The organism is Larkinella knui (assembly GCF_003858645.1).
GTDB classification, from domain to species: Bacteria; Bacteroidota; Bacteroidia; order Cytophagales; family Spirosomataceae; genus Larkinella; species Larkinella knui.
Genome location: NZ_RQJP01000003.1, coordinates 930972 through 950635 on the forward strand (window position 1 = coordinate 930972; position 19664 = coordinate 950635).

The following is a 19664-nucleotide window of genomic DNA, read 5'->3' on the forward strand; positions in this document are numbered from 1 at the left end:
ACCATGACGATTCTCGTTACCGGTGGTGCCGGTTTTATTGGCACCCACCTCACCAAAAGACTGCTCGACGAAGGCCACATTGTTCTGGCAGTCGACAACTTCTGTTCGAATTACGACCCGGAATTGAAACGCCGGAACGTGGCCAATTTTAAGAACCAACCGGGCTATTATCTGTTTGAAGGGGATATTCGGGAGTCGCATTTTTTGCATCTGCTGTTTGGTACGTATCCGGTCGATGCCGTAATCCACCTGGCCGGACTGGCCGGGGTGCGTCCTTCCCTGCAAAAACCGGCGGCTTATTTTGACACCAACGTGACCGGCACCGTTACCCTGCTGCAAACGATGCAGGATTTCAAGGTCGACAAAATGGTGTTTGCTTCCTCGTCTTCGGTCTACGGCGAACGCAACGAAACCCCGTTCCGGGAGTCGGATCTGATCGAAGGCCTGGCCTCGCCCTATGCCATTTCCAAGCGAACGGGTGAAATGGTTATTCAAAACGCCCACCAGTTATACGGATTGAATGCCTATTGCCTCCGTTTTTTCACCGTTTATGGCCCCAATCAACGGCCCGATATGGCGATTTCCAGCTTTATCCGGCGTTTATTTGCCGGTGAGCGCATTCAGCTTTTCGGCACCGGCCAATCGGTGCGGGACTACACGTACGTCAACGACATTGTGGCCGGTATTGTGCGGGCGGTCGAACGGGTCAGCGGGTTTGAAATCATCAACCTGGGAAGCGGTCGGCCCATTGCCTTGATCGATCTGGTGAGACATCTGGAATACTTTACGGGCCGCAAAGCCCGGATTGAGTACCGTCCGGACCAACTGGGTGATGTCAGCCGAACCTTCGCCGATCTGAGCAAAGCCGCGCAGTTGCTGGGCTATCAGCCCCGGGTTTTGCTGGAAGAAGGATTGCAACGCATGGTAAACGGATTTCAGGCCGAACAGACTTTCTTGCTGGAAGAAAAGTAAAAACCGCATCTACGCAACTCACAGACCGGCTTTGGTGTTTCCTAAACAGAAACATTCACCTTGCTTTTTCCTTTGGTGTCAATCCGAAATCAAGCCTAAAGCGTACTATTTGCTGAAAATTATACAAAATTATGGAAACGACCCTTTCTGTTTCCCCATCAGTCGCTCTTCCATTCGAAGTCAGGTTGTCTTTCCAGCCTTTCATCGGCTTTTTGAAAGCACAACAGGAGAAAAATAGATCCAATACCGCTCTGTTCAGCCTATATGAACATCTGCTGGAGCAATTTGAAAACGTACCCACTGCCGATGAAAGACCGCTCGAAGAGATCCTCGGACCGGACCGGTTAGCGGGGCTTTTTCAGTTGGCTGCGCTGGCGGTTATGCCCTTGACTGCCAGTGGTCAGAACATCGCCTATACGTTCGGGTTGCCCGTTCCGATGAAAATTCTGTATCAGTCGGCCCGGTTTACGAACCTGATCGAACAGTTTCCGGATTTGTTGTCGAAATTGCCCGAAGACATTTGTGCGGAAGATAAGCTGCGCTTTCTGTACCAGCTTGTTCTCGAAAAATGCTACAAAATACCGCCTGGCAAAAAAGCCAACCCCAGCTTCCGGTTTCATAAATACAAAAACGGACTCACGCGGTATTTTCGGATCGATATCAACAACACGTTCATTGAACCCCGTCTGAATACGCCGTTGCCGGCCCTGCGCCCCGCCTGGATCGATTTTGCCAACGGAACCGGTCCCTTGCCGGAGGCCGCCGACCAGTTGCCGCTGTGCGAGTTTACGTCCGAAGGCTTCGCTTTTTTTGTGGTGGAAGACATCACGGAAGCCGAAACCATTCAGCAGTTGCAGGCGGTTTTTACGCACCTGCATTCGGATGCCGAGCCGGTTATTTACCGCCGTTTCGAAACCGCTCTTCGAAATCTGGTGGGCCAGACCGACCTCCAGATCAGCATCGTTCCGTTCTCGAAAGTGAATGGTTTTTACGTCCATCAGCCGGAAGTGAGCGCCCGCAGTGTGTTCTTCCGGCATTCGAGTACGGTGATCGACGGCTATGATCCGACCACGCAGAAAATCATTCATACCCTGATTCAAAATCCCGTTCCGCTCCTGTTTCCCAACCTGAAAGGGCTGCCCGAACCGGAAGAGCAAATGCTGGCCCGCAAAGGCATCCGGAGCTTTGCTTTTTATCCCGTTGTGAGCGGCAAGGAAATGCTGGGCGTGCTGGAAATGGCCAGTCCGCACCCCGATGCGTTTGCGGACGAAATCCTGCAAAAAATCGATCAGGTTATTCCGCTGGTTCAGGAGTTGCTGCGGTATCAATTGCATCAGTTCAGGCAAAATCTCGATCAGCTCATCAAAAAGAAGTTTACGCCCCTGCAACCCGCCGTCGAATGGAAATTCAATGAGGTGGCCTGGGAATACATGCGGCTGGACAAAAAAGAAGCCTTCAACAGTGAAGCCACGCAGGTGCGGTTTCCGCAGGTGTATCCGCTTTACGGTGCCATCGACATTCGCAATTCTTCCAACGAACGCTACAAAGCCGTCCGCCAGGATTTTTACGATCAGCTGGTAACCATCCAGAATCTCCTGAGCGAGAGCAATTTACCGAACGAGCTGACGATGCCGAATCAACTGCTGGCAACGACTTCGCACTGGCGGTCGAAACTGACCGTCGGCCTGAATCCGGAGGACGAACTGGGCATTTCGGATTTTCTGATTCAGGACATAAAGCCTTATTTTCAACACCTGCGGCTTCATTATCCGCACCTGGAAGCGTCGATCCAGCACTATTTCAAGCAGACGAACCCGGTTAACGGGCTGTTTCATCAGGCTTTGCAGGTGTATGAACGGAGTGTGGAATGGCTCAATACGGCGGTCAATACCTACATCAAGGATGAAGAAAAAAAACTTCAGGCCATTTATCCGCATTATTTCGAGCGCTACCGCACCGACGGCATGGAATACACGATTTATGTCGGCCAGTCGATTGCGCCAAAAGTGAATTTCGCGCCTGATTTTCTGCACCGTTTCTTCCAGTGGCAACTGAATTCGATGCTCGAAATGGCCCAATTGACGCACCTGCTGTTGCCCCGCCTGCCCCTGCCGCTGCAAACCACCCAACTGTTGCTCGCCCATACGCAACCGGTGGACATCAGTTTCCGGCAGGACGAACACCGGTTCGATGTCGAAGGCTCCTACAGCATTCGGTACGAAGTGCTCAAAAAGCGAATCGATAAAGCGTATATCGCCGGAACGCAGGAACGCCTGACCCAGCCGGATACCATCGCGCTCGTGTATTCCAATCGCCGGGAAGTGGCTGATTATCTACCTTTTATCACTAAATTACAAGAAGAAAACAAGCTGCTGCCCCGAATCGACTACCTTGATCTGGAACCGCTACAGGGTGTTGCCAAACTGAAAGCCATCCGGTTACACCTCAATTATTCGAACGAGGAGGCATGAGTGTACCTTTTCCGCCCCTGTATTTTAACCGGGATCTGAGCTGGTTGAATTTTAATCACCGGGTGTTGCTCGAAGCTGCGAACCCCGACACCCCGCTCTACGAACGGATTCGCTTTCTAGCCATTTTTTCCTCCAATCTGGACGAATTTTCGCGCGTCCGGATGCCCGGTCTGCTGGCCCTGGGGTCGCTGGCAACACCGGAAAACGACGGAGCAGATACGCAAATGTTGCCCCTGGTGCAGGAGACGGTTTACCGCGATCAGGAAGCGTTTGGCCAGTTATTGAACGGTCGGATTTTACCGGAACTGAGGCAGAACCGGGTTCATCTGCTGTACGGGGAACCCCTTCCGGCCGCGTACGAAGCCGCCGTAACGGATTATTTCTTCTGCCGGGTGCTGGCATTTCTGCAACCGGTCTGGCTGGATCAAACCGTCGGCAATCCGCTCCAGTTGCCCGACAACGCCCTGTATTTTGCGGTTTCCCTGTCGCCGTCGGCCACAGCGGGTTCCGTTCGGTATGCACTGCTGAACATTCCCCGCAGCGCCCTGCCCCGGTTTTTCAAACTGCCGTCGACCGACGACCAGCATCCCATTCTGTTTCTCGACGATGTGATTCGGCAGCACCTTCCGGCGGTATTTCCGGGTTACACGATCGGGGGTTGCTACAGCATCAAAATTAACCGGAATGCCGACGTCAGCATCGCCGATGAATTTACCGGCGAGATGGACGAAAACATCGCCCGGATGCTCGAACAGCGCAAGGTCGGTTTGCCCACCCGGTTTTTGTACGATGCTTCGATGCCGGCCGAACTCTTGAATTACCTCGCCACTTACTTTACCCTAACCCGGCATGAATTGATTGCCGGGGGACGGTATCATACCCTGAGCGACCTGGCCGCGCTGCCCGATTTGACCGATAACCGCCTGAGTTATCCGCCCCAGCCCCCGCTGCCGCACCCGGATTTGCAGGGAACCGAATCGATTTTTGCCCGCATCGAACGCCGGGATTATTTGCTGCACCCGCCTTATCACTCCTACAATGCCGTTTTGCGCTTCTTCAACGAAGCGGCCATCGATCCTTTCGTGCAGGAAATCCACGTCACCTTATACCGCGTGGCTTCGGAATCGTTGATTGTCAACGCCCTGATCAGTGCGGCTAAGAATGGCAAAAACGTAACGGTTTTTGTCGAACTGAAAGCCCGTTTCGATGAAGCCAACAACCTGAAATGGGGAAAACGCCTGAAAGCCGCTGGCGTTCGGCTCGTCTACAGCATTCCGTCGCTTAAGGTTCACGCCAAAACCGCCCTCGTGAAACGGCAGCAGGACGGCCAAAGCCAGTTATACGGTATTTTATCGACCGGTAATTTCAACGAAAGCACCGCCCGTTTTTACACCGATCACGTCCTGCTGACCACACACCGGGGCCTGACCGATGAACTGGCGCAGTTGTTTACGTACCTGCAAAGCCGCCAGCAACCCGCCGGTTACCCAGCCATTCCGTTTAAACACCTGCTGGTTGCGCCGTTCAACCTGATGCACCGGTTTATGGCCCTGATCGACCGCGAAATCGCGCATCAACGGGCGGGTCGTCCGGCGCGGATCATCATCAAACTCAATAATTTACAGGAAAAGACGATGATCGACAAACTCTACGAAGCCAGTCAGGCCGGGGTGCCGATCGACCTCATTGTCCGGGCCATTTGCACGCTGGTGCCGGGCGTTTCCGGGCTCAGTGAGCACATCACCGTCCGGCGCATCGTAGACCGGTATCTCGAACACGGGCGGGTGTTTATTTTCCACAACAACGGCCAGCCCGAGACCTATCTGGGATCAGCCGACTGGATGAACCGCAACCTCTACCGGCGCGTCGAAGTTTGTTTTCCGGTCTATGACCCGTTCCTCCAGACGCAAATCCGGCAGCTCATCGACTGCCAGCTGGCCGACACGGTTCAGGCCCGTTTCATCGATCGTTACCTGACGATGCAACCCATTCCCGCATCCGATCAGCCGGTGCGTTCGCAAGTGGCTATTTATCGATTGCTGCAACCGTAAACGTGGAACATGCAGTCCCGAAAACGCCCGTTTTTGCCCATTTTATTGCCGCAGTTCATCCAATTCATCCGGGTAATATGTTGTAAATTTGTGGCTCTATCGTCCAAATGACGCCCGACTGCTGACCCGTTTTATGAAACGAACGCTCTACGTCCTTCTACTGCCCTTCATCAGCCTTCAGGCGTTTGCCCATTTGGGTAGTATTTCGGGCACCGTTATCGACCAGACGACTAATTTGCCCCTGCGTGGCGTCACCGTCCAGCTCAGCGGTTTGGGAAAAGGCACCGTTACCAACGAACTGGGGCAATACCGCTTCGCTGATCTGGTGGCGGCTCCCTACAAAATCGAAATTTCCCACATTGGCTTTAAAGCACTGACCATCAGCGTAACGGTAACCGATGATCAGACAACGGCGGTGACTACATTCATGAACCGGGCCCCCATCGAGCTGAGTGAAATCGTCGTTTCGTCCCGGCAAGCGCACGACCAGCAACTGATTAGCAGCCTCGACATCCGGATGCGGCCCATCACCAATTCGCAGGAAATTCTGCGGATGGTGCCGGGGCTATTCATTGGTCAACACGCGGGGGGCGGAAAAGCCGAGCAGATTTTTTTGCGGGGATTCGATATCGATCACGGAACCGACATTCGCCTGACCGTGGACGGGATGCCGGTCAACATGGTGTCGCACGCCCACGGCCAGGGATACGCCGATCTGCATTTTGTCATTCCGGAATTAATTGAGCGGGTTGATTTCAAAAAAGGGCCTTATAACGCCGAAAAAGGCAATTTTACGACGGCTGGCTGGGCCGATTTCCGAACGCGCACGGCCCTGGACCGCAGTTTTGTGAAGCTGGAAACCGGACAATTCAACTCCTACCGGGCGGTGGCCGGGCTGGATTTACTGGGCCACGGTCCGAAAGGCCGGGACGCCCATCAGTCGGCTTATCTGGCATCGGAGTACTCGTATTCTGATTCGTATTTCGACCATCCACAGCACTTTAAGCGGCTGAACATCGTGGGCAAATACCATGGTCACCTGTCGGAGAATACCAATTTGACGCTAACGGGATCGACTTTCTGGAGCAAGTGGAATCATTCCGGCCAGATCCCCGACCGGGCAGTGGCTTCAGGGCTGGCAGGGTTTTTCGGCTCCGTCGATCCGACCGAAGGGGGCGAAACGAGTCGAACCAATGTCAATGCCGAACTGGTGACGGTTACGCCAAAAAACTACACCATCAAAAACCAGGTTTTCTACAGCAATTACCAGTTTGAGCTGTATTCCAACTTTACGTTTTTCCGGGAAGATTCGATCAACGGCGACCAGATCCGCCAAAAAGAATACCGGAATTTGTTGGGGTACAACGGGAGTATTTCCCGCACCGATTTTGTCGGCAAAATCCGGCTAACGTCCACGGCGGGCCTTCAATACCGGCAGGATTTCACGCACCATACCGAGCTTTCCCACACCAAAAACCGGGTAGAAACGCTGGATCGGCGGCAATTTGGCAACATCGACGAGTTGAATGCCGGGGCTTACGTGGATGAGCTTTTTGAGTTTTCCGACCATTTTTCGCTTAACGCGGGCGTCCGGCTGGATTATTTCCGAAACCAGTACGCGGATTTGATCCCGCCCACTCCGGTCACCAGACGGGCGGATGCGGCTTTGATTTCGCCCAAGCTGAACCTGTATTACACCGCCAATCCGCGGCTGCAACTGTATCTCAATACCGGTAAGGGATTTCACTCCAACGATACGCGCGTGGTGGTTCCCCAAAACGGGCGGGACATTCTACCGGCCGCCTACGGGTCCGATTTAGGGGTGATTTTCAAACCATTTCCCACGTTGCTCATCAACGCGGCAAGCTGGTATTTGTGGCTGCAACAGGAGTTTGTTTACGTGGGTGATGAAGGCGTGGTGGAGCCCAGCGGTCGGTCGCGCCGGTACGGAATCGATGTTTCGATCCGCTATCAGTTGACCCGAAATCTGTATGCCGATCTGGATCTGAATACCGCCAAACCCCGGGCTATCGGTGTCGAATCGGGACCAACCGGGCGGGCGCAGAATTACCTGCCACTGGCACCCACCTTCACGTCCACGGGTGGTGTAACGCTTCAAAATGTCGGTCGATGGAGTGGCTCCCTGCGGTATCGGTACATGCGCAATCGGCCCGCCAACGAAGACAACTCGATCATCGCTCAATCGTATTTCGTAACGGATTTACAGGTTAATTACACCCGGAGCCGCTACCAGTTTGGCCTGTCGATACAGAATCTGCTGAATACCCGCTGGAAAGAAACGCAGTTTGCCACCGAAAGCCGCCTGCGGGGCGAAACCGCTCCGGTCGACGAAATTCACTTCACGCCCGGCACTCCGTTTTTCGCCCGCCTGAACTGGACCCTGTTCTGGTAAAAAAATCAAGCTCGTAACGGGGGCCTTCCGAATCGACTGGCCTGATATTTGCTGTTTTTTTTAGCGTACCCGCAGGGGTAGAAAAGAATTAAAATACAGCCCGACCAACCAAGTCGGGTTTTGTTTTGTAGTTTAGTATTCTTGCACAAGCAATACCAGATCAGGTCGGGTTCTATAAAACGAGATGTTTTCTAAAAATTAATTTGTGTGTATGACTAACTTATTCAGTAAAACGCGGGAAACCGTCATTGCTGGTCAATTCAAGGGCCAGGCCACCGTTTTTTCAGTTTCGCCATCCACCCGGTTTGAGCGGAGGTGTCACATCCTGTACGAATCCTACAGCCGCCTGATCGATGACGGCGAAAAGATGCTGGCGGCCGATATCCTCAGCATCATGAAGTCCGTGCTCGATGACGAAATAAAATCCCTGAATACCCCTTCGATAGCCAAACCGTAATTTCCGGTAGTATCCAGAAAGCTTTCCAGGGCGTGCGTCGGAAAGCGGTCATCACCGGGCCCTCACCGAAGCAAAATCGTTTCATTTGCTTCGGTGATCCTGCATTGGCGTGTTTGTTTGATTTATCGAGCTACTTCTGGTTACCCCAGCGATTTGTAAATGGCCAGTTTTTCGAGCGTTTCTTCCGCCAGCAAGCGGGTCAGTTCCCCAGCCTGGAGTTCACGACCCAGGCGAGCGGACTGACCGGACCAAAGCGACGTAAAATCCGAAGAACCAGCGGATTCCGACGCCAGCCGCACCGGAGCGAGCGCGCCACCCGCCAGCGGAAATTCCGGTGCCGCATCCGATAACGGGCCCACTTCGCGAACAACCCGGTTCACGATACCCCGCGCCGGACGTCCCGTGAATACGTTGGTCAGTGCCGTGCTGTTGTCCCTGGCGTTCCGCAATGCCTCCCGGTACAGGGGTGAAATTTCCGCTTCCGGGCAAAACAGATAAGCGGTTCCCAACTGAACGGCGGACGCACCGAGGGCAAAAGCGGCCACAATGCCCCGCGCATCGGCAATACCGCCCGCAGCGATGACCGGTATTTTCACGGCATCGGCCACCTGTGGAACCAGCGCCATCGTACCCACCTGCGTCGAGACATCCCGGCTCAAAAATAGCCCGCGATGCCCACCCGCTTCGGCCCCCTGGGCAATGATGGCGTCGCAGCCGCCTTTTTCAAGCCAGCGGGCTTCTTCCACGGAGGTTGCCGACGACAAAATTTTAGCCCCGGTGGCCTTCACCTGCGCCAGAAGTTCGGGAGCTGGCAGGCCAAAATGGAAACTGACAACGTCGGGCCGAAGCTCCACGACCAGTTCACACATCGTGTGATCGAATGGCGTGCGGTTGGTCGTAGGAAAGGGGGCTTGGGGTTCAATTCCGAATTCGGCATAATAACGTTCGAGTCGTTTCCGCCAGCGGTTTTCGCGCTCCGGATCGGCATCTGGCGACTGATGGCAGAAAAAATTGAGGTTGACCGGTTTTTTCGTATGCTGCCGGATGTTGCCGACTTCGTTCCGGATCTGTTCCGCGTTGAGCAGCGCACAAGGCAGCGAACCGAGGCCACCCGCTTCCGAAACGGCAATCGCCATTTTCGATAAAACGGCCCCCGCCATCGGTGCCTGAAGGATAGGCCATTCAATTCCCAACAGGTTCTGAATCCGGTTATTCGGCCACATCGTCATCCGTTTTTTAGGTTCCCTTTCCATTCAACAAAAGTATTCATTTATCATTCAAATTCGGCTCCAGCATCACGATCAGCCCCCGCTTTAAACCGGAGGTCAAGGCCATCTATCCCAAACCGTTGAAACGGTTTAGCCCGGCGACGGACCGATCATTGCTGTCCAGAAGCGTACAATATCTGTCCGTTTCTGGACAAGGTTTTGCTACAAAACCGGCCTTAATTGCGCAGAAAGACCTATTTCGTAGTTTGGCAAGGCATTTGTTATACATTTACACAACTAATATTTCCAGCTGATGAAAGGAACCTATCTGGGCGAGTTTGAAGAAGTTGTACTCCTGTCCGTTGCCATCCGATCCGGCGATGCGTACGGGGCAGCCGTCACCACCGAAATCGAACAGCAAATGGGTCGTTCCGTCAATCTGGGAGCGGTCCATTCGGCCCTGCACCGGCTGGAGGAAAAGAGTCTGCTCACGTCGCGGCTGGGGGGCGTAACGCAGGAACGGGGCGGGCGCCGGAAGCGGCTTTATACCGTCACCGTCGCGGGTCGGCGGGCACTGGAAGAAATCCGGCAACTCCGCAATCAGATGTGGGATGCCATTCCGACGACCGCCTGGACATGAAAAAACCGCTCAATTCGGCTCCACAACCACCCCGCTGGGCCACACGTCTGCTGCACGGGTTCTGTCCTTCCTATCTGGTCGAAGAAATGGAAGGCGATCTGGACGAATTGTTCCGGCAACGGATCGAACTGATTGGCGTCCGGAAAGCCCGGATTCGCTACATACGGGATGTGCTGAGTCTGGTGCGTCCTTCCCTGATGAAACAAAAACCGGCCGAATTTGACGCTTCTCCACCTTTCTTTCTGGGTACGACCATGATCCGCAATTATTTCAAAATCGCCTTCCGAAACCTGTTGAAGAACAAGGTTTATTCTTTCATCAACATTGCCGGTCTGGCAACCGGTATGGCCGTGGCCATGCTGATTGGTTTGTGGATCTGGGATGAATTATCGTTCGATTCGTACCATAAAAACCATGACCGGCTGGCCTATGTGATGGGTACTCAAACCTATAACGGCGAAACGGGGACGTATCACAGCATCGTTGTACCCCTCGAAAACGAACTGCGAACCAACTACCCGAGCGACTTCAAACGGTTATCGTTGCTCTGGATGAGTACCAACATTCTGGCGGTCGGCGACAAGAAACTAGCACAATCCGGCACATGGGCGCAACCCGACTTCCCGGAAATGCTTTCGCTCACCATGCTCAAAGGCAGCCGCGAAGCCTTCAGGGATCCTTCGTCGGTTCTGCTTTCGGAGTCGGTTGCCACCTCGCTTTTTGGCAACGAGGATCCAATTAATAAAGTGATCAGGGTAGACAACAAAACGAACATGAAGATTGTCGGTGTGTACGAAGATTTGCCCCACAATACCACCTTTCATGACGTCCGTTTTTTACTGCCCTGGCACAATACCGCAAACTGGTGGAATACGCAAACCTCGGCCTGGCGGAATCACGGTTGTTCACTGGTGGTGCAGGTGAGTGACCAGTCTGATTTTGATCAGCTCTCGGCCAAAATCAAGGACATCGTTTTGCCGCACATCAAAGAAATCGAATATATTTCGCTACACCCGATGGAGCAGTGGCATTTGTACAGCGAGTTCAAAAACGGCAAGGTGGCGGGTGGACGCATTCAGTTTGTCTGGTTATTTGGCATCATCGGCGCGTTTGTGCTGCTGCTGGCCTGCATCAACTTCATGAACCTCAGCACGGCCCGCAGCGAGAAACGGGCCAAGGAAGTCGGTATTCGTAAAGCCATCGGTTCGCTGTACGGACAGTTGATCGGGCAATTTCTCAGCGAATCCGTTCTGGTGGCCTTCATCGCGCTGGTGTTCTCCATTGCGCTGGTGTGGGGCTCGCTGTCTTTCTTTAATCACCTAGCCGACAAAGCCATTACCATTCCGTGGACAACGCCCTCGTTCTGGTTTCTAACCATCGGCTTTACACTTTTTACCGGTTTTGTATCCGGCAGCTATCCGGCTTTCTACTTATCCAGCTTTAAACCGGTCAAGGTGTTGAAGGGAACCATGCGCGCCGGGCGTTTTGCTTCGCTGCCGCGGAAGGTCCTGGTAGTCATTCAGTTTACGGTTTCTATCTCCCTCATCATCGGTACCATCATTGTGTTTCGCCAGATTCAGCACGCCAAAAACCGCCCGGTGGGGTATAGTCGCGACGGGTTGATCACGGTGGCGATGAATACGCCGGAATTAAATGCACACTACAATGAACTGCGCAATGAACTGATCGAATCGGGGGGTGCCGTCGAAATGACGGAATCCAACAGCCCGCCCACCCAGATCTGGTCCAACAACAGCGGTTTTCAGTGGAAAGGAAAAGATCCGACAACCGACCCGCTGTTCGGAACCATTGCCGTAACGCATGATTTTGGCAAAACCGTGGGCTGGAAAATCGTTGCGGGCCGGGACTTTTCGCGCGATTTTCCGAGCGATTCGGGTTCGTTCATCCTCAATGAATCCGCCGTTAAACTGGCCGGTATTACCAATCCCGTTGGAAAAATCATGCGCTGGAACGGGCGGGATCACGTGGTTACCGGCGTGGTCAAAGACATGGTGATGGACTCCCCTTTCAAACCGACGGTTCCTACCATTTTTCTGATGGATTACGGCTGGTTGAACATGATCATCGTCCGTACCAACCCAGCCCTGTCTACCCGCGACGCCCTGGCTAAAATTGAACCGGTTTTCAAGAAATTCAATCCCGGAAGCCCATTCGAATACAAATTCAGCGACGACGAATATGCCCGCAAGTTTTCCGATGAAGAACGCGTCGGGAATCTCGCTACGCTCTTCGCCATTCTGGCTATTTTCATCAGTTGCCTGGGCCTTTTCGGACTGGCCTCGTTTGTGGCCGAACAGCGGACCAAGGAAATCGGCGTCCGGAAAGTGCTGGGGGCCACGGTTTTCAACGTCTGGGGGCTGCTTTCCCGAGATTTCGTCATGCTGGTGATCATTTCCTGCCTGATTGCCGGCCCGCTGGCCTGGTATTTTATGAACGGCTGGTTACAGCAGTACGAGTATCGCTCCAAAATTTCCTGGTGGATTTTTGCGGTTTCGGGTGCGGGTGCCTTACTCATTACCTTGCTGACGGTGAGCTATCAGGCCATCCGGGCGGCTTTGACTAATCCGGTAAAGAGTTTGCGGAGCGAGTGAGTTCCCGACGGTTGCTTCCCGATCAGAACGGCAGGGCGGGTAGTTTAACCGACACGGTGGTGCCCTGATGAGGCACCGACCGGATGTGGAGCATGCCCTGATGAATACCGACAATCTTTTCCGCCAGGGTTAAGCCCAGGCCAAACCCCTGAATACCGCCCACATTCCCGGCCCGCATCATGGGCAGAAACACGTCGGATAGCTGGGCTTCCGGAATACCAATGCCCCGGTCGATGACATCGATCACAACCCAGGAAGGCTGGTAGGTCACCTGAACCTGTACTGGCTGGTGACTGGAATATTTACAGGCGTTGTCGATGATGTTGATCAGGGCTGTTCGGAGCAGACTGTTGTTGCCAACTACCTTGATCGTCGAACTGCTTTCCGTAAAAATATCGGTCAGTTGGAGTTCAATGGCCTGTTCGGGGTATTTTTCCTGAAAATACGTTACGGTATCCAGAATGGTATCCACCAGATTGATATCCTCCAGCAGTCGCGACGGGTTCAGCCCTTCCACTTCGGTTAAACGCAACAGCGAGTTGGCCAAGTCGATGGCACCATCTAAACGGAAAAGGGCTTTTTCGATGCTTTGGTGCGTAGCTTCCAGTGTCTTGTCATAGGCTAAGCTTGTCTCCAGCATCCCTTTGACCACCGTCAGGGGTGTCCGGATTTCGTGGGAAGCATAGCCGATAAAATGTTCGTGGCTCAGCGCCAGTTGTTGCAATTGACTCAATAGGTCATTAAACGATCGGGCCAGATAACTGGCTTCGTCCGGTTGGGGTTCGTGAATCAGCCGAAATGAAAAATCATTGACTGTAGCGGTATTGATCTGGCGAATGAGCTGGTCAAACGGGTACATCGCCCGGCTGGCAAACAAAAAACCGGCCAGACCAATGACCACCAGCGAAAGAAAATTGCCGCCGATCAGGATGGCCACCAGATTCCGGCTGGTCTGCCGCCCACTCAGGTCATAGGCCGTCACGATGGCAACATAAACCTGGTTTTGATGCCGGAACGACAGCGCAACGCCTTCCTTCGGGGCTTCCCATTCGGGACTCTGGTAAGTAAAATACACTTCTTCGCGTCGGGCCTCCTGAAGCAGTTCGGGCGTTGGCGGGTAATCGTCGGGTCCGGTCGATGCGTAGATACGCTGGTTTTGGGCATCGAAAAGCGTTTCGTGCTGCTCGGGTAAGGTCAGGTAGGTCGATTGCTGAAATTCGCTGCGGTTCTGAAAATAGGTTTGGGCCGCCAGTGCCCGGCGCTGCAACCGGGTCTTCATCAGCGAACTCCGGTAGGATTCGTAGGCCTGAAAAATAAACACGGAAAACAGAATGAGCAAAGCCGCCACCAGCAGACCAAACGCAATGGTTATCTTCTGCCTGATGCTCATGGTTCGGCGCCGATCATATACCCGACCCCAAAGACGGTATGCAACAGCTTCGGGTCTACGGTATCAATTTTCCGGCGCAGATAGTTGATGTACACATCCACGACGTTGGTGTTGGTATTAAAATGCACATCCCAGACATTTTCCTGAATGCTCACCCGGCTCACGACCCGCCCCTGGTTGGCCAGCAGATACTCCAGCAGGGCATATTCCCGCGCGGTCAGGTTGATGCGCTGCCCCGCCCGCCAGACCTGGTGCGACTGCGTATCGAGTTCCAGGTCGAGGAGCTGAAGCCGCTGGGGCAGCAACGGCCGGGGTGAATGCCGCCGGGCAAGGGCTTTGAGCCGAAAAAGCAGCTCCTTAAAAGCGAACGGTTTGGTCAGATAATCGTCAGCCCCGGATTCAAACCCCAGCACTTTATTGTCCAGACTCCCCAGCGCTGTCAGCAGAATAACGGGAATGGCGGGCCAGTTTTGCTTCACATACCGGCACAGATCGTAGCCGTTCATGCCGGGAATATTGACGTCCAGCACGACTACATCAAACCGGTGTTCGTTGACCATACTCCGGCCAATAACGCCGTCGAACGCCATCGAAACCGAAATACCTTCGGACTGCAACCCCTTCTGGATAAACTGGGCCAGTTCGACATCATCTTCCACCAGTAAGACATTCATACCTGCATCAATCTCTTTTTCCCTGACTAAATGTAGTAACAAAGTTGCCAAATCAGGGCTTTGTTCCCGACTCTAACCAAATTCTAATAAGTCACTAATCAGCCTTTAATGAAAGGGGTGGTTATTTTGAAAAGGAATGGTTGCGACCCATAAAGCCTGATTCTTATTTTGAAACGCACTATGATTCAACGTCATCTGCTTGCTTTTGTCTTTTTGATTGGAAGCGCTCCCTGTTTATATTCCCAGACCTTAACCCTGGAGGGAGCGGTTGAAGCTTCCTTTGCCCAATACCCCACGCTGGCGGCTCAGCGGTCGGCCCTGGAGGCCATTCGGGCCAACGTCCGGGTGGTTCATGACAACCGCCTGCCCAATTTGCGGCTGCACGATCAGATCAACATCGGAACGGCCAACGGCTTGTCGGGTTCCTATTTTTCGCTGGGCCTGATTGTGCCGACCTCGGGTGGACGCCGGGCCGAGAACCGCCCGGATCTGGCGTCGGGCAACGTGGCGCTGGCTACGGCCGATTGGGAAATTTACAACTTCGGGCGGTTTTCGGCGGAAGACAAACTCGTTCGCAGCGATGTCGCCGTTAGCGAAGCAAACCTCCAGCGCGAGCAGTTCGGATTGCGCCAGACGGTCATCAGCAGCTACCTCGACTTATACTGGACGGAGCAGAATCTGCTCATCGAAGAGCAGAACCTGGCCCGGGTCGATACCGTGCGCCGGATCATCGTCAATCTGGTTCGCAACGGCGTTAAACCCGGCCTGGATTCTTCCCTGGCCAATGTGGCGCTTTCCCGCGCCCGGCTGGCCTACCTCCGGATGCAGGAAGAACGCCAGCGCGCGCGGGTTCAACTGGCCACACTGACGGGCCGCCCGGTCGAAGCGGTAAAAATCGATACAGCCTTCCGGGTGGGGCCTCTGCTGGTTCCGCTTTCAACGTCACTCACCCCGCCGACGCATCCGCTGCTGCGGGTTCAGGAACGACTCGTCACCCGGCAAACCGCCGAGATCGATTTGATTCGAAAAGCCGCCCTTCCGCGAATCTCGCTGCTGGCGGCCACCTGGGCGCGGGGGTCCAGTCTGGATGTCGAAAACAACTACGGCCCGGTGTCGAAAGGGCTGCTGTATAGTCGCACGAACTACCTGATCGGCATTGCCGGAACGGTCAATCTAATGGATTTCCGGCGGGCTTCGCACCGCATCCGGCTCCAGCAATTCCGGATTGAGGAAGCCCGCAATCAGTTGGCCATTGCGAAGCTGCAACTCCAGAATGCGGTGGGAATGGCCGACGCCCGGCTTTCTGTCGTCCAGAGCGAACTGACCGAACTGCCCTACACGCTACGCTCGGCCCAGGATGCGTACAATCAGCGGTTTTCGCTCTACAACAACGGACTGGAAACAATTTTGAGCCTGACCGACGCTTTGACGCTGCTCACGGCGGTGGAGAAAGAGGCCGTGCAGACCCGTGCCCAGGCCGTGCAACTCCGGCTGCAGCGCGCTCAGGCAACCGACAATTTTGAAGAATTCTATTCGCTGTTCCGGCGCTAACCCAACCTAACCCTCCTGCTTATGTCTTTATTAGCAACGTCGTTGAAACGCCCGATTGCGGTTTTGGTACTTGTGACCGGAGTCGTTGCGTTCTCGATCATGTCGGCCCTACGGATTCCCATCGATATTTTTCCGCGCCTGAACTCCCCGACCATTTACGTCATCGAACCCTATGGCGGCATGTCGCCAGCGCAGATGGAAGGGTTCTTTGCCACCCGGATGCAGGATCAGTTTCTGTACATCGGCGGTATTCGGGAAATTCAGAGCCGCAGTGTGCAGGGCTTGACCATGGTCAAGCTGGCTTTTTATGAAGGTACCGACATGGCTCAGGCAGCCGCCGAAGTGGCCATTCAGGTGAACCGGGCCATGAAATTCTTCCCACCGGGTGCGTTGCCTCCGCAGGTGGTGCGCTACGATGCGTCGTCGGTGCCGATCGGCGATCTGGTGTTTTCGAGCAAAACCCGTTCGCTGGCCGAAATTCACGAGTTGGCCGTAACGCGCATCCGGCCCCTGTTTTCCACCGTGCCGGGCCTGACCGCTCCACCCCCGATTGGAACCAACTCCCGCACGATTGTCATCAACCTAAACCCCGACAAAGTCCGGAGCCTGAACCTGTCGCCCGATGAAGTGGTAGAAGCCCTGGCCGCCAACAACGCCATGACGCCCTCCGGCAACATCCGGATCGATAATACCACTTACATCACCACGCTGAATTCGCTGGAAGACCAGGTAGCTGATTTTAGCCGGATACCGGTCGTTACGCAGGGACACCGCACCGTGTTTCTGGGTGATGTCGCCACCGTACTCGACGGTTCGGACGTGACGGCCGGGTATGCGCTCGTCAACGGAAGCCGCTCGTCGTATATCCCGGTTGTTAAAACCGCCGATGCTTCGACCTGGGACGTGGTGACGCGGCTGAAAGCGAAACTGCCCGAAATGCGCAGCCTGCTCCCGGAAGACATTGAGGTAAACTACGAATTTGATCAGTCCGTTTTTGTGATCAATGCCGTTGAAAGTCTACTGTTTGAAGGAGGACTGGGGGCCATTCTGACGGGGCTGATGGTGCTGCTCTTTCTGGGCGACTGGCGCTCGTCGGTCATCGTGATCATCACGATTCCGGTTTCCATCATTGCCGCCGTGCTGGGGCTAAGTCTGGCCGGACAAACGATTAACATCATGACGCTGTCGGGGCTGGCGCTGGCCATCGGGGTGCTGGTAGATCAGGCCACGGTAACGATTGAAAATATTCACCAGCACCTGGAAATGGGACGGGGCACGTCAGCCAAGCCCCGCAAGCAGGCGATTTTCGATGCCTGTAAGGAAGTCGCCCTGCCATTGTTGCTGATTCTGCTGTGTATTCTGGCGGTTTTTGCCCCCTCGTTCATCATGACGGGCGTTCCCCGGGCCATGTTCCTGCCCTTGTCGCTGTCGATCGGTTTTGCCATGACGGTTTCCTATTTTCTGGCCCAGAGCCTGGTGCCGGTCCTGGCCAACTGGCTCATGAAAGACCACGTTCACCAAGCGGATCAGGCCGAAAAGAAACCCGGTTTTTTTGAGCGGGTTCGCGTCGGGTTTGTGGGCCAGACGGGGCGGCTGCTTCGGCGCAACGGGCTCATTCTCACAATGTATTTCGTGGGCATTCTCCTCCTGGCCGGGGTTGGTTTCGTTTTGATCGGGAAAGACATGCTGCCCGTGACCAATTCCGGCCAGATGGTGATCCGGATGAAAACGCCCGACGGCACCCGGCTCGAACGCACCGAAGAGCGCGTGGGGGAACTCCTCGCGCTGGTGGATGAAGTGTCGGGGGGCAACCTGGCGGTTTCGTCGGCTTACGTCGGGGTGGTGCCAACCAACTACGCGACCTCCAACCTTTACGTGAGCACCAGTGGTACTAACGACGCCGTCATCAAAGTGGGGTTGACCAAGGGATTTCATACCAACATGCAGGACCTGAAAGAGCGCATCCGGCTGGCCGTTCGTGACCAGTTCCCTGATCTGACGCTCTCGTTCGAACCCGCCGACCTAACCGAAAAGCTCATGAGCGGGGGAGCCAGTACGCCCATCGAGGTAATGGTGGCCGGGCGTAACATGAAGCAAATTGCGGGGTATGCCAACCAGTTGGTCGATAGCCTGGCCAACGTTTCGTATTTGCGCGACGTCCGCATTCTTCAGCCCCTGAAATTTCCGGTTATCAACATTACGCTCGACCGGCAGAAACTGGCCATGATGGACCTGAACCTCCAGCAAGCCGCCCGGTCCATTACCGCGTCCACTTCGTCGAGCCGGTATACCGAAAAAAACCAGTGGCTCGATAAACAGTCGGCGTATACGTATCAGGTGCAGGTACAGATTCCGGAATATGACATGCGCAACATGACGCAGCTGGAATCGATTCCGCTGGTGGCGGGTCAGACGCGCCCCGTTCTGGGCGATGTTGCCACGTTTTCCATCGACACCCTCCCCGGCGAGTATGACCGCATCGGCCCCCGCCGGTTCGTAACGGTATCGGCCAATGTGCACCACCGCGATCTGGGCACGGCCACGCAGGCCGTGGAAGCAACCATCGCCAAACTGGGCGACACCCCGAATGGGCTCGTCACGGAGGTGAAAGGCATGTCGTCGCTGCTAACCGAAACGCTCGACAGCCTGCAACTGGGGCTGGGCATTGCGGTGCTGGTTATTTTTCTGTTGCTGGCTGCCAACTATCAATCCTTCAAGCTATCGTTTGTCGTCCTCAGCACCGTACCCGCCGTGATCGCGGGTTCCATTGGGTTGCTGCTGTTGACGGGCAGTACGCTCAACCTCCAATCGTACATGGGGATTATTATGTCGACCGGTATTTCCGTCGCCAACGCCATTCTGATTGTCACCAATGCGGAGCGATTGCGTTGGGAATACCGCAATGTACCCCGGGCCGCCATCGACAGTGTGGGCCTGCGGCTCCGGCCTGTTCTGATGACCTCGTTTGCGATGGTGGCCGGAATGATTCCCATGGCGATGGGCACGGGCGAAGCCGGGGAGCAGGTGGCTCCGCTGGGCCGCGCCGTCATTGGCGGATTGATTGCCTCGACCCTGGCTGCTCTGTACATCGTGCCGCAGGTCTACGTCTGGTTGCAGCGAAACACGAATTATGATGACCCATCCCTGCTGCCCGACGACACGACAGCCGACCATCCGGACGTTGAAACTCCCGATTTTGAACCCCAAACCGTTCATCCTTAAGCG

12 protein-coding genes are annotated in these 19664 nt (G+C 54.7%); 9 read left to right on the top strand and 3 right to left on the bottom strand.

The genetic code is table 11. The features are described from left to right. Positions 1–3: 3 nt before the first annotated feature. The 5 genes from EHT87_RS17840 (at position 4) to EHT87_RS17860 (ending at position 8364) form a co-directional block, all read left to right on the top strand. Entirely contained in the window at positions 4–972 is a 969-nt protein-coding gene (locus tag EHT87_RS17840; RefSeq protein WP_124908000.1) for an NAD-dependent epimerase/dehydratase family protein, read from the top strand. 131 nt (positions 973–1103) lie between these two features. Continuing rightward, the gene (locus tag EHT87_RS17845) at positions 1104–3443 is read left to right on the top strand and encodes a GAF domain-containing protein (RefSeq protein WP_124908001.1); all 2340 of its coding nucleotides are present in this window, start codon (positions 1104–1106) and stop codon (positions 3441–3443) included. Continuing rightward, complete coding sequence (gene ppk1 / locus EHT87_RS17850) at positions 3440–5494, top strand: polyphosphate kinase 1 (RefSeq protein ID WP_124908002.1); 2055 nt, start codon at positions 3440–3442, stop codon at positions 5492–5494. Before EHT87_RS17845 ends, ppk1 begins: the two co-directional genes overlap by 4 nt. Before the next feature lie 133 nt (positions 5495–5627). After that, the gene (locus tag EHT87_RS17855; RefSeq protein WP_124908003.1) at positions 5628–7907 is read left to right on the top strand and encodes a TonB-dependent receptor; all 2280 of its coding nucleotides are present in this window, start codon (positions 5628–5630) and stop codon (positions 7905–7907) included. 211 nt (positions 7908–8118) lie between these two features. Continuing rightward, entirely contained in the window at positions 8119–8364 is a 246-nt protein-coding gene (locus EHT87_RS17860; protein WP_124908004.1) for a hypothetical protein, read from the top strand. 140 nt (positions 8365–8504) lie between these two features. On the opposite strand, the gene EHT87_RS17865 is transcribed toward EHT87_RS17860, so the two are convergent. Continuing rightward, complete coding sequence (locus EHT87_RS17865; RefSeq protein ID WP_229321160.1) at positions 8505–9617, bottom strand: NAD(P)H-dependent flavin oxidoreductase; 1113 nt, start codon at positions 9615–9617, stop codon at positions 8505–8507. A 268-nt stretch (positions 9618–9885) separates the two neighbouring features. Between EHT87_RS17865 and EHT87_RS17870 the strand changes: the two genes are divergently transcribed. Further along, entirely contained in the window at positions 9886–10212 is a 327-nt protein-coding gene (locus tag EHT87_RS17870) for a PadR family transcriptional regulator (RefSeq protein ID WP_124908005.1), read from the top strand. Next, positions 10209–12824 (top strand): ABC transporter permease, encoded by a 2616-nt coding sequence (locus EHT87_RS17875; RefSeq protein ID WP_124908006.1) that lies wholly within the window; start codon positions 10209–10211, stop codon positions 12822–12824. Before EHT87_RS17870 ends, EHT87_RS17875 begins: the two co-directional genes overlap by 4 nt. Positions 12825–12846: 22 nt before the next feature. Here the strand turns inward: EHT87_RS17875 and EHT87_RS17880 are convergent, their stop codons facing one another. Both EHT87_RS17880 and EHT87_RS17885 read right to left on the bottom strand, forming a co-directional pair. Beyond that, complete coding sequence (locus EHT87_RS17880; protein ID WP_124908007.1) at positions 12847–14214, bottom strand: sensor histidine kinase; 1368 nt, start codon at positions 14212–14214, stop codon at positions 12847–12849. Beyond that, entirely contained in the window at positions 14211–14888 is a 678-nt protein-coding gene (locus tag EHT87_RS17885; protein ID WP_124908008.1) for a response regulator transcription factor, read from the bottom strand. Before EHT87_RS17885 ends, EHT87_RS17880 begins: the two co-directional genes overlap by 4 nt. Before the next feature lie 180 nt (positions 14889–15068). Between EHT87_RS17885 and EHT87_RS17890 the strand changes: the two genes are divergently transcribed. Beyond that, the gene (locus EHT87_RS17890) at positions 15069–16439 is read left to right on the top strand and encodes a TolC family protein (protein ID WP_124908009.1); all 1371 of its coding nucleotides are present in this window, start codon (positions 15069–15071) and stop codon (positions 16437–16439) included. A gap of 21 nt (positions 16440–16460) precedes the next feature. Then, positions 16461–19661: an efflux RND transporter permease subunit gene (locus tag EHT87_RS17895; RefSeq protein WP_124908010.1), complete on the top strand. Its 3201-nt coding sequence runs from the start codon at positions 16461–16463 to the stop codon at positions 19659–19661. Positions 19662–19664 lie beyond the last annotated feature (3 nt).

Bases quoted from the DNA above. Each gene is read 5' to 3' on its own strand.
- EHT87_RS17845 (WP_124908001.1), top strand. From the start codon at position 1,104: ATGGAAACGACCCTTTCTGTTTCCCCATCAGTCGCTCTTCCATTCGAA.
- EHT87_RS17875 (WP_124908006.1), top strand. From the start codon at position 10,209: ATGAAAAAACCGCTCAATTCGGCTCCACAACCACCCCGCTGGGCCACA.
- EHT87_RS17870 (WP_124908005.1), top strand. From the start codon at position 9,886: ATGAAAGGAACCTATCTGGGCGAGTTTGAAGAAGTTGTACTCCTGTCC.
- EHT87_RS17840 (WP_124908000.1), top strand. From the start codon at position 4: ATGACGATTCTCGTTACCGGTGGTGCCGGTTTTATTGGCACCCACCTC.
- EHT87_RS17880 (WP_124908007.1), bottom strand. From the start codon at position 14,214: ATGAGCATCAGGCAGAAGATAACCATTGCGTTTGGTCTGCTGGTGGCG.
- EHT87_RS17895 (WP_124908010.1), top strand. From the start codon at position 16,461: ATGTCTTTATTAGCAACGTCGTTGAAACGCCCGATTGCGGTTTTGGTA.
- EHT87_RS17860 (WP_124908004.1), top strand. From the start codon at position 8,119: ATGACTAACTTATTCAGTAAAACGCGGGAAACCGTCATTGCTGGTCAA.
- EHT87_RS17855 (WP_124908003.1), top strand. From the start codon at position 5,628: ATGAAACGAACGCTCTACGTCCTTCTACTGCCCTTCATCAGCCTTCAG.
- EHT87_RS17890 (WP_124908009.1), top strand. From the start codon at position 15,069: ATGATTCAACGTCATCTGCTTGCTTTTGTCTTTTTGATTGGAAGCGCT.
- EHT87_RS17885 (WP_124908008.1), bottom strand. From the start codon at position 14,888: ATGAATGTCTTACTGGTGGAAGATGATGTCGAACTGGCCCAGTTTATC.
- ppk1 (WP_124908002.1), top strand. From the start codon at position 3,440: ATGAGTGTACCTTTTCCGCCCCTGTATTTTAACCGGGATCTGAGCTGG.
- EHT87_RS17865 (WP_229321160.1), bottom strand. From the start codon at position 9,617: ATGGAAAGGGAACCTAAAAAACGGATGACGATGTGGCCGAATAACCGG.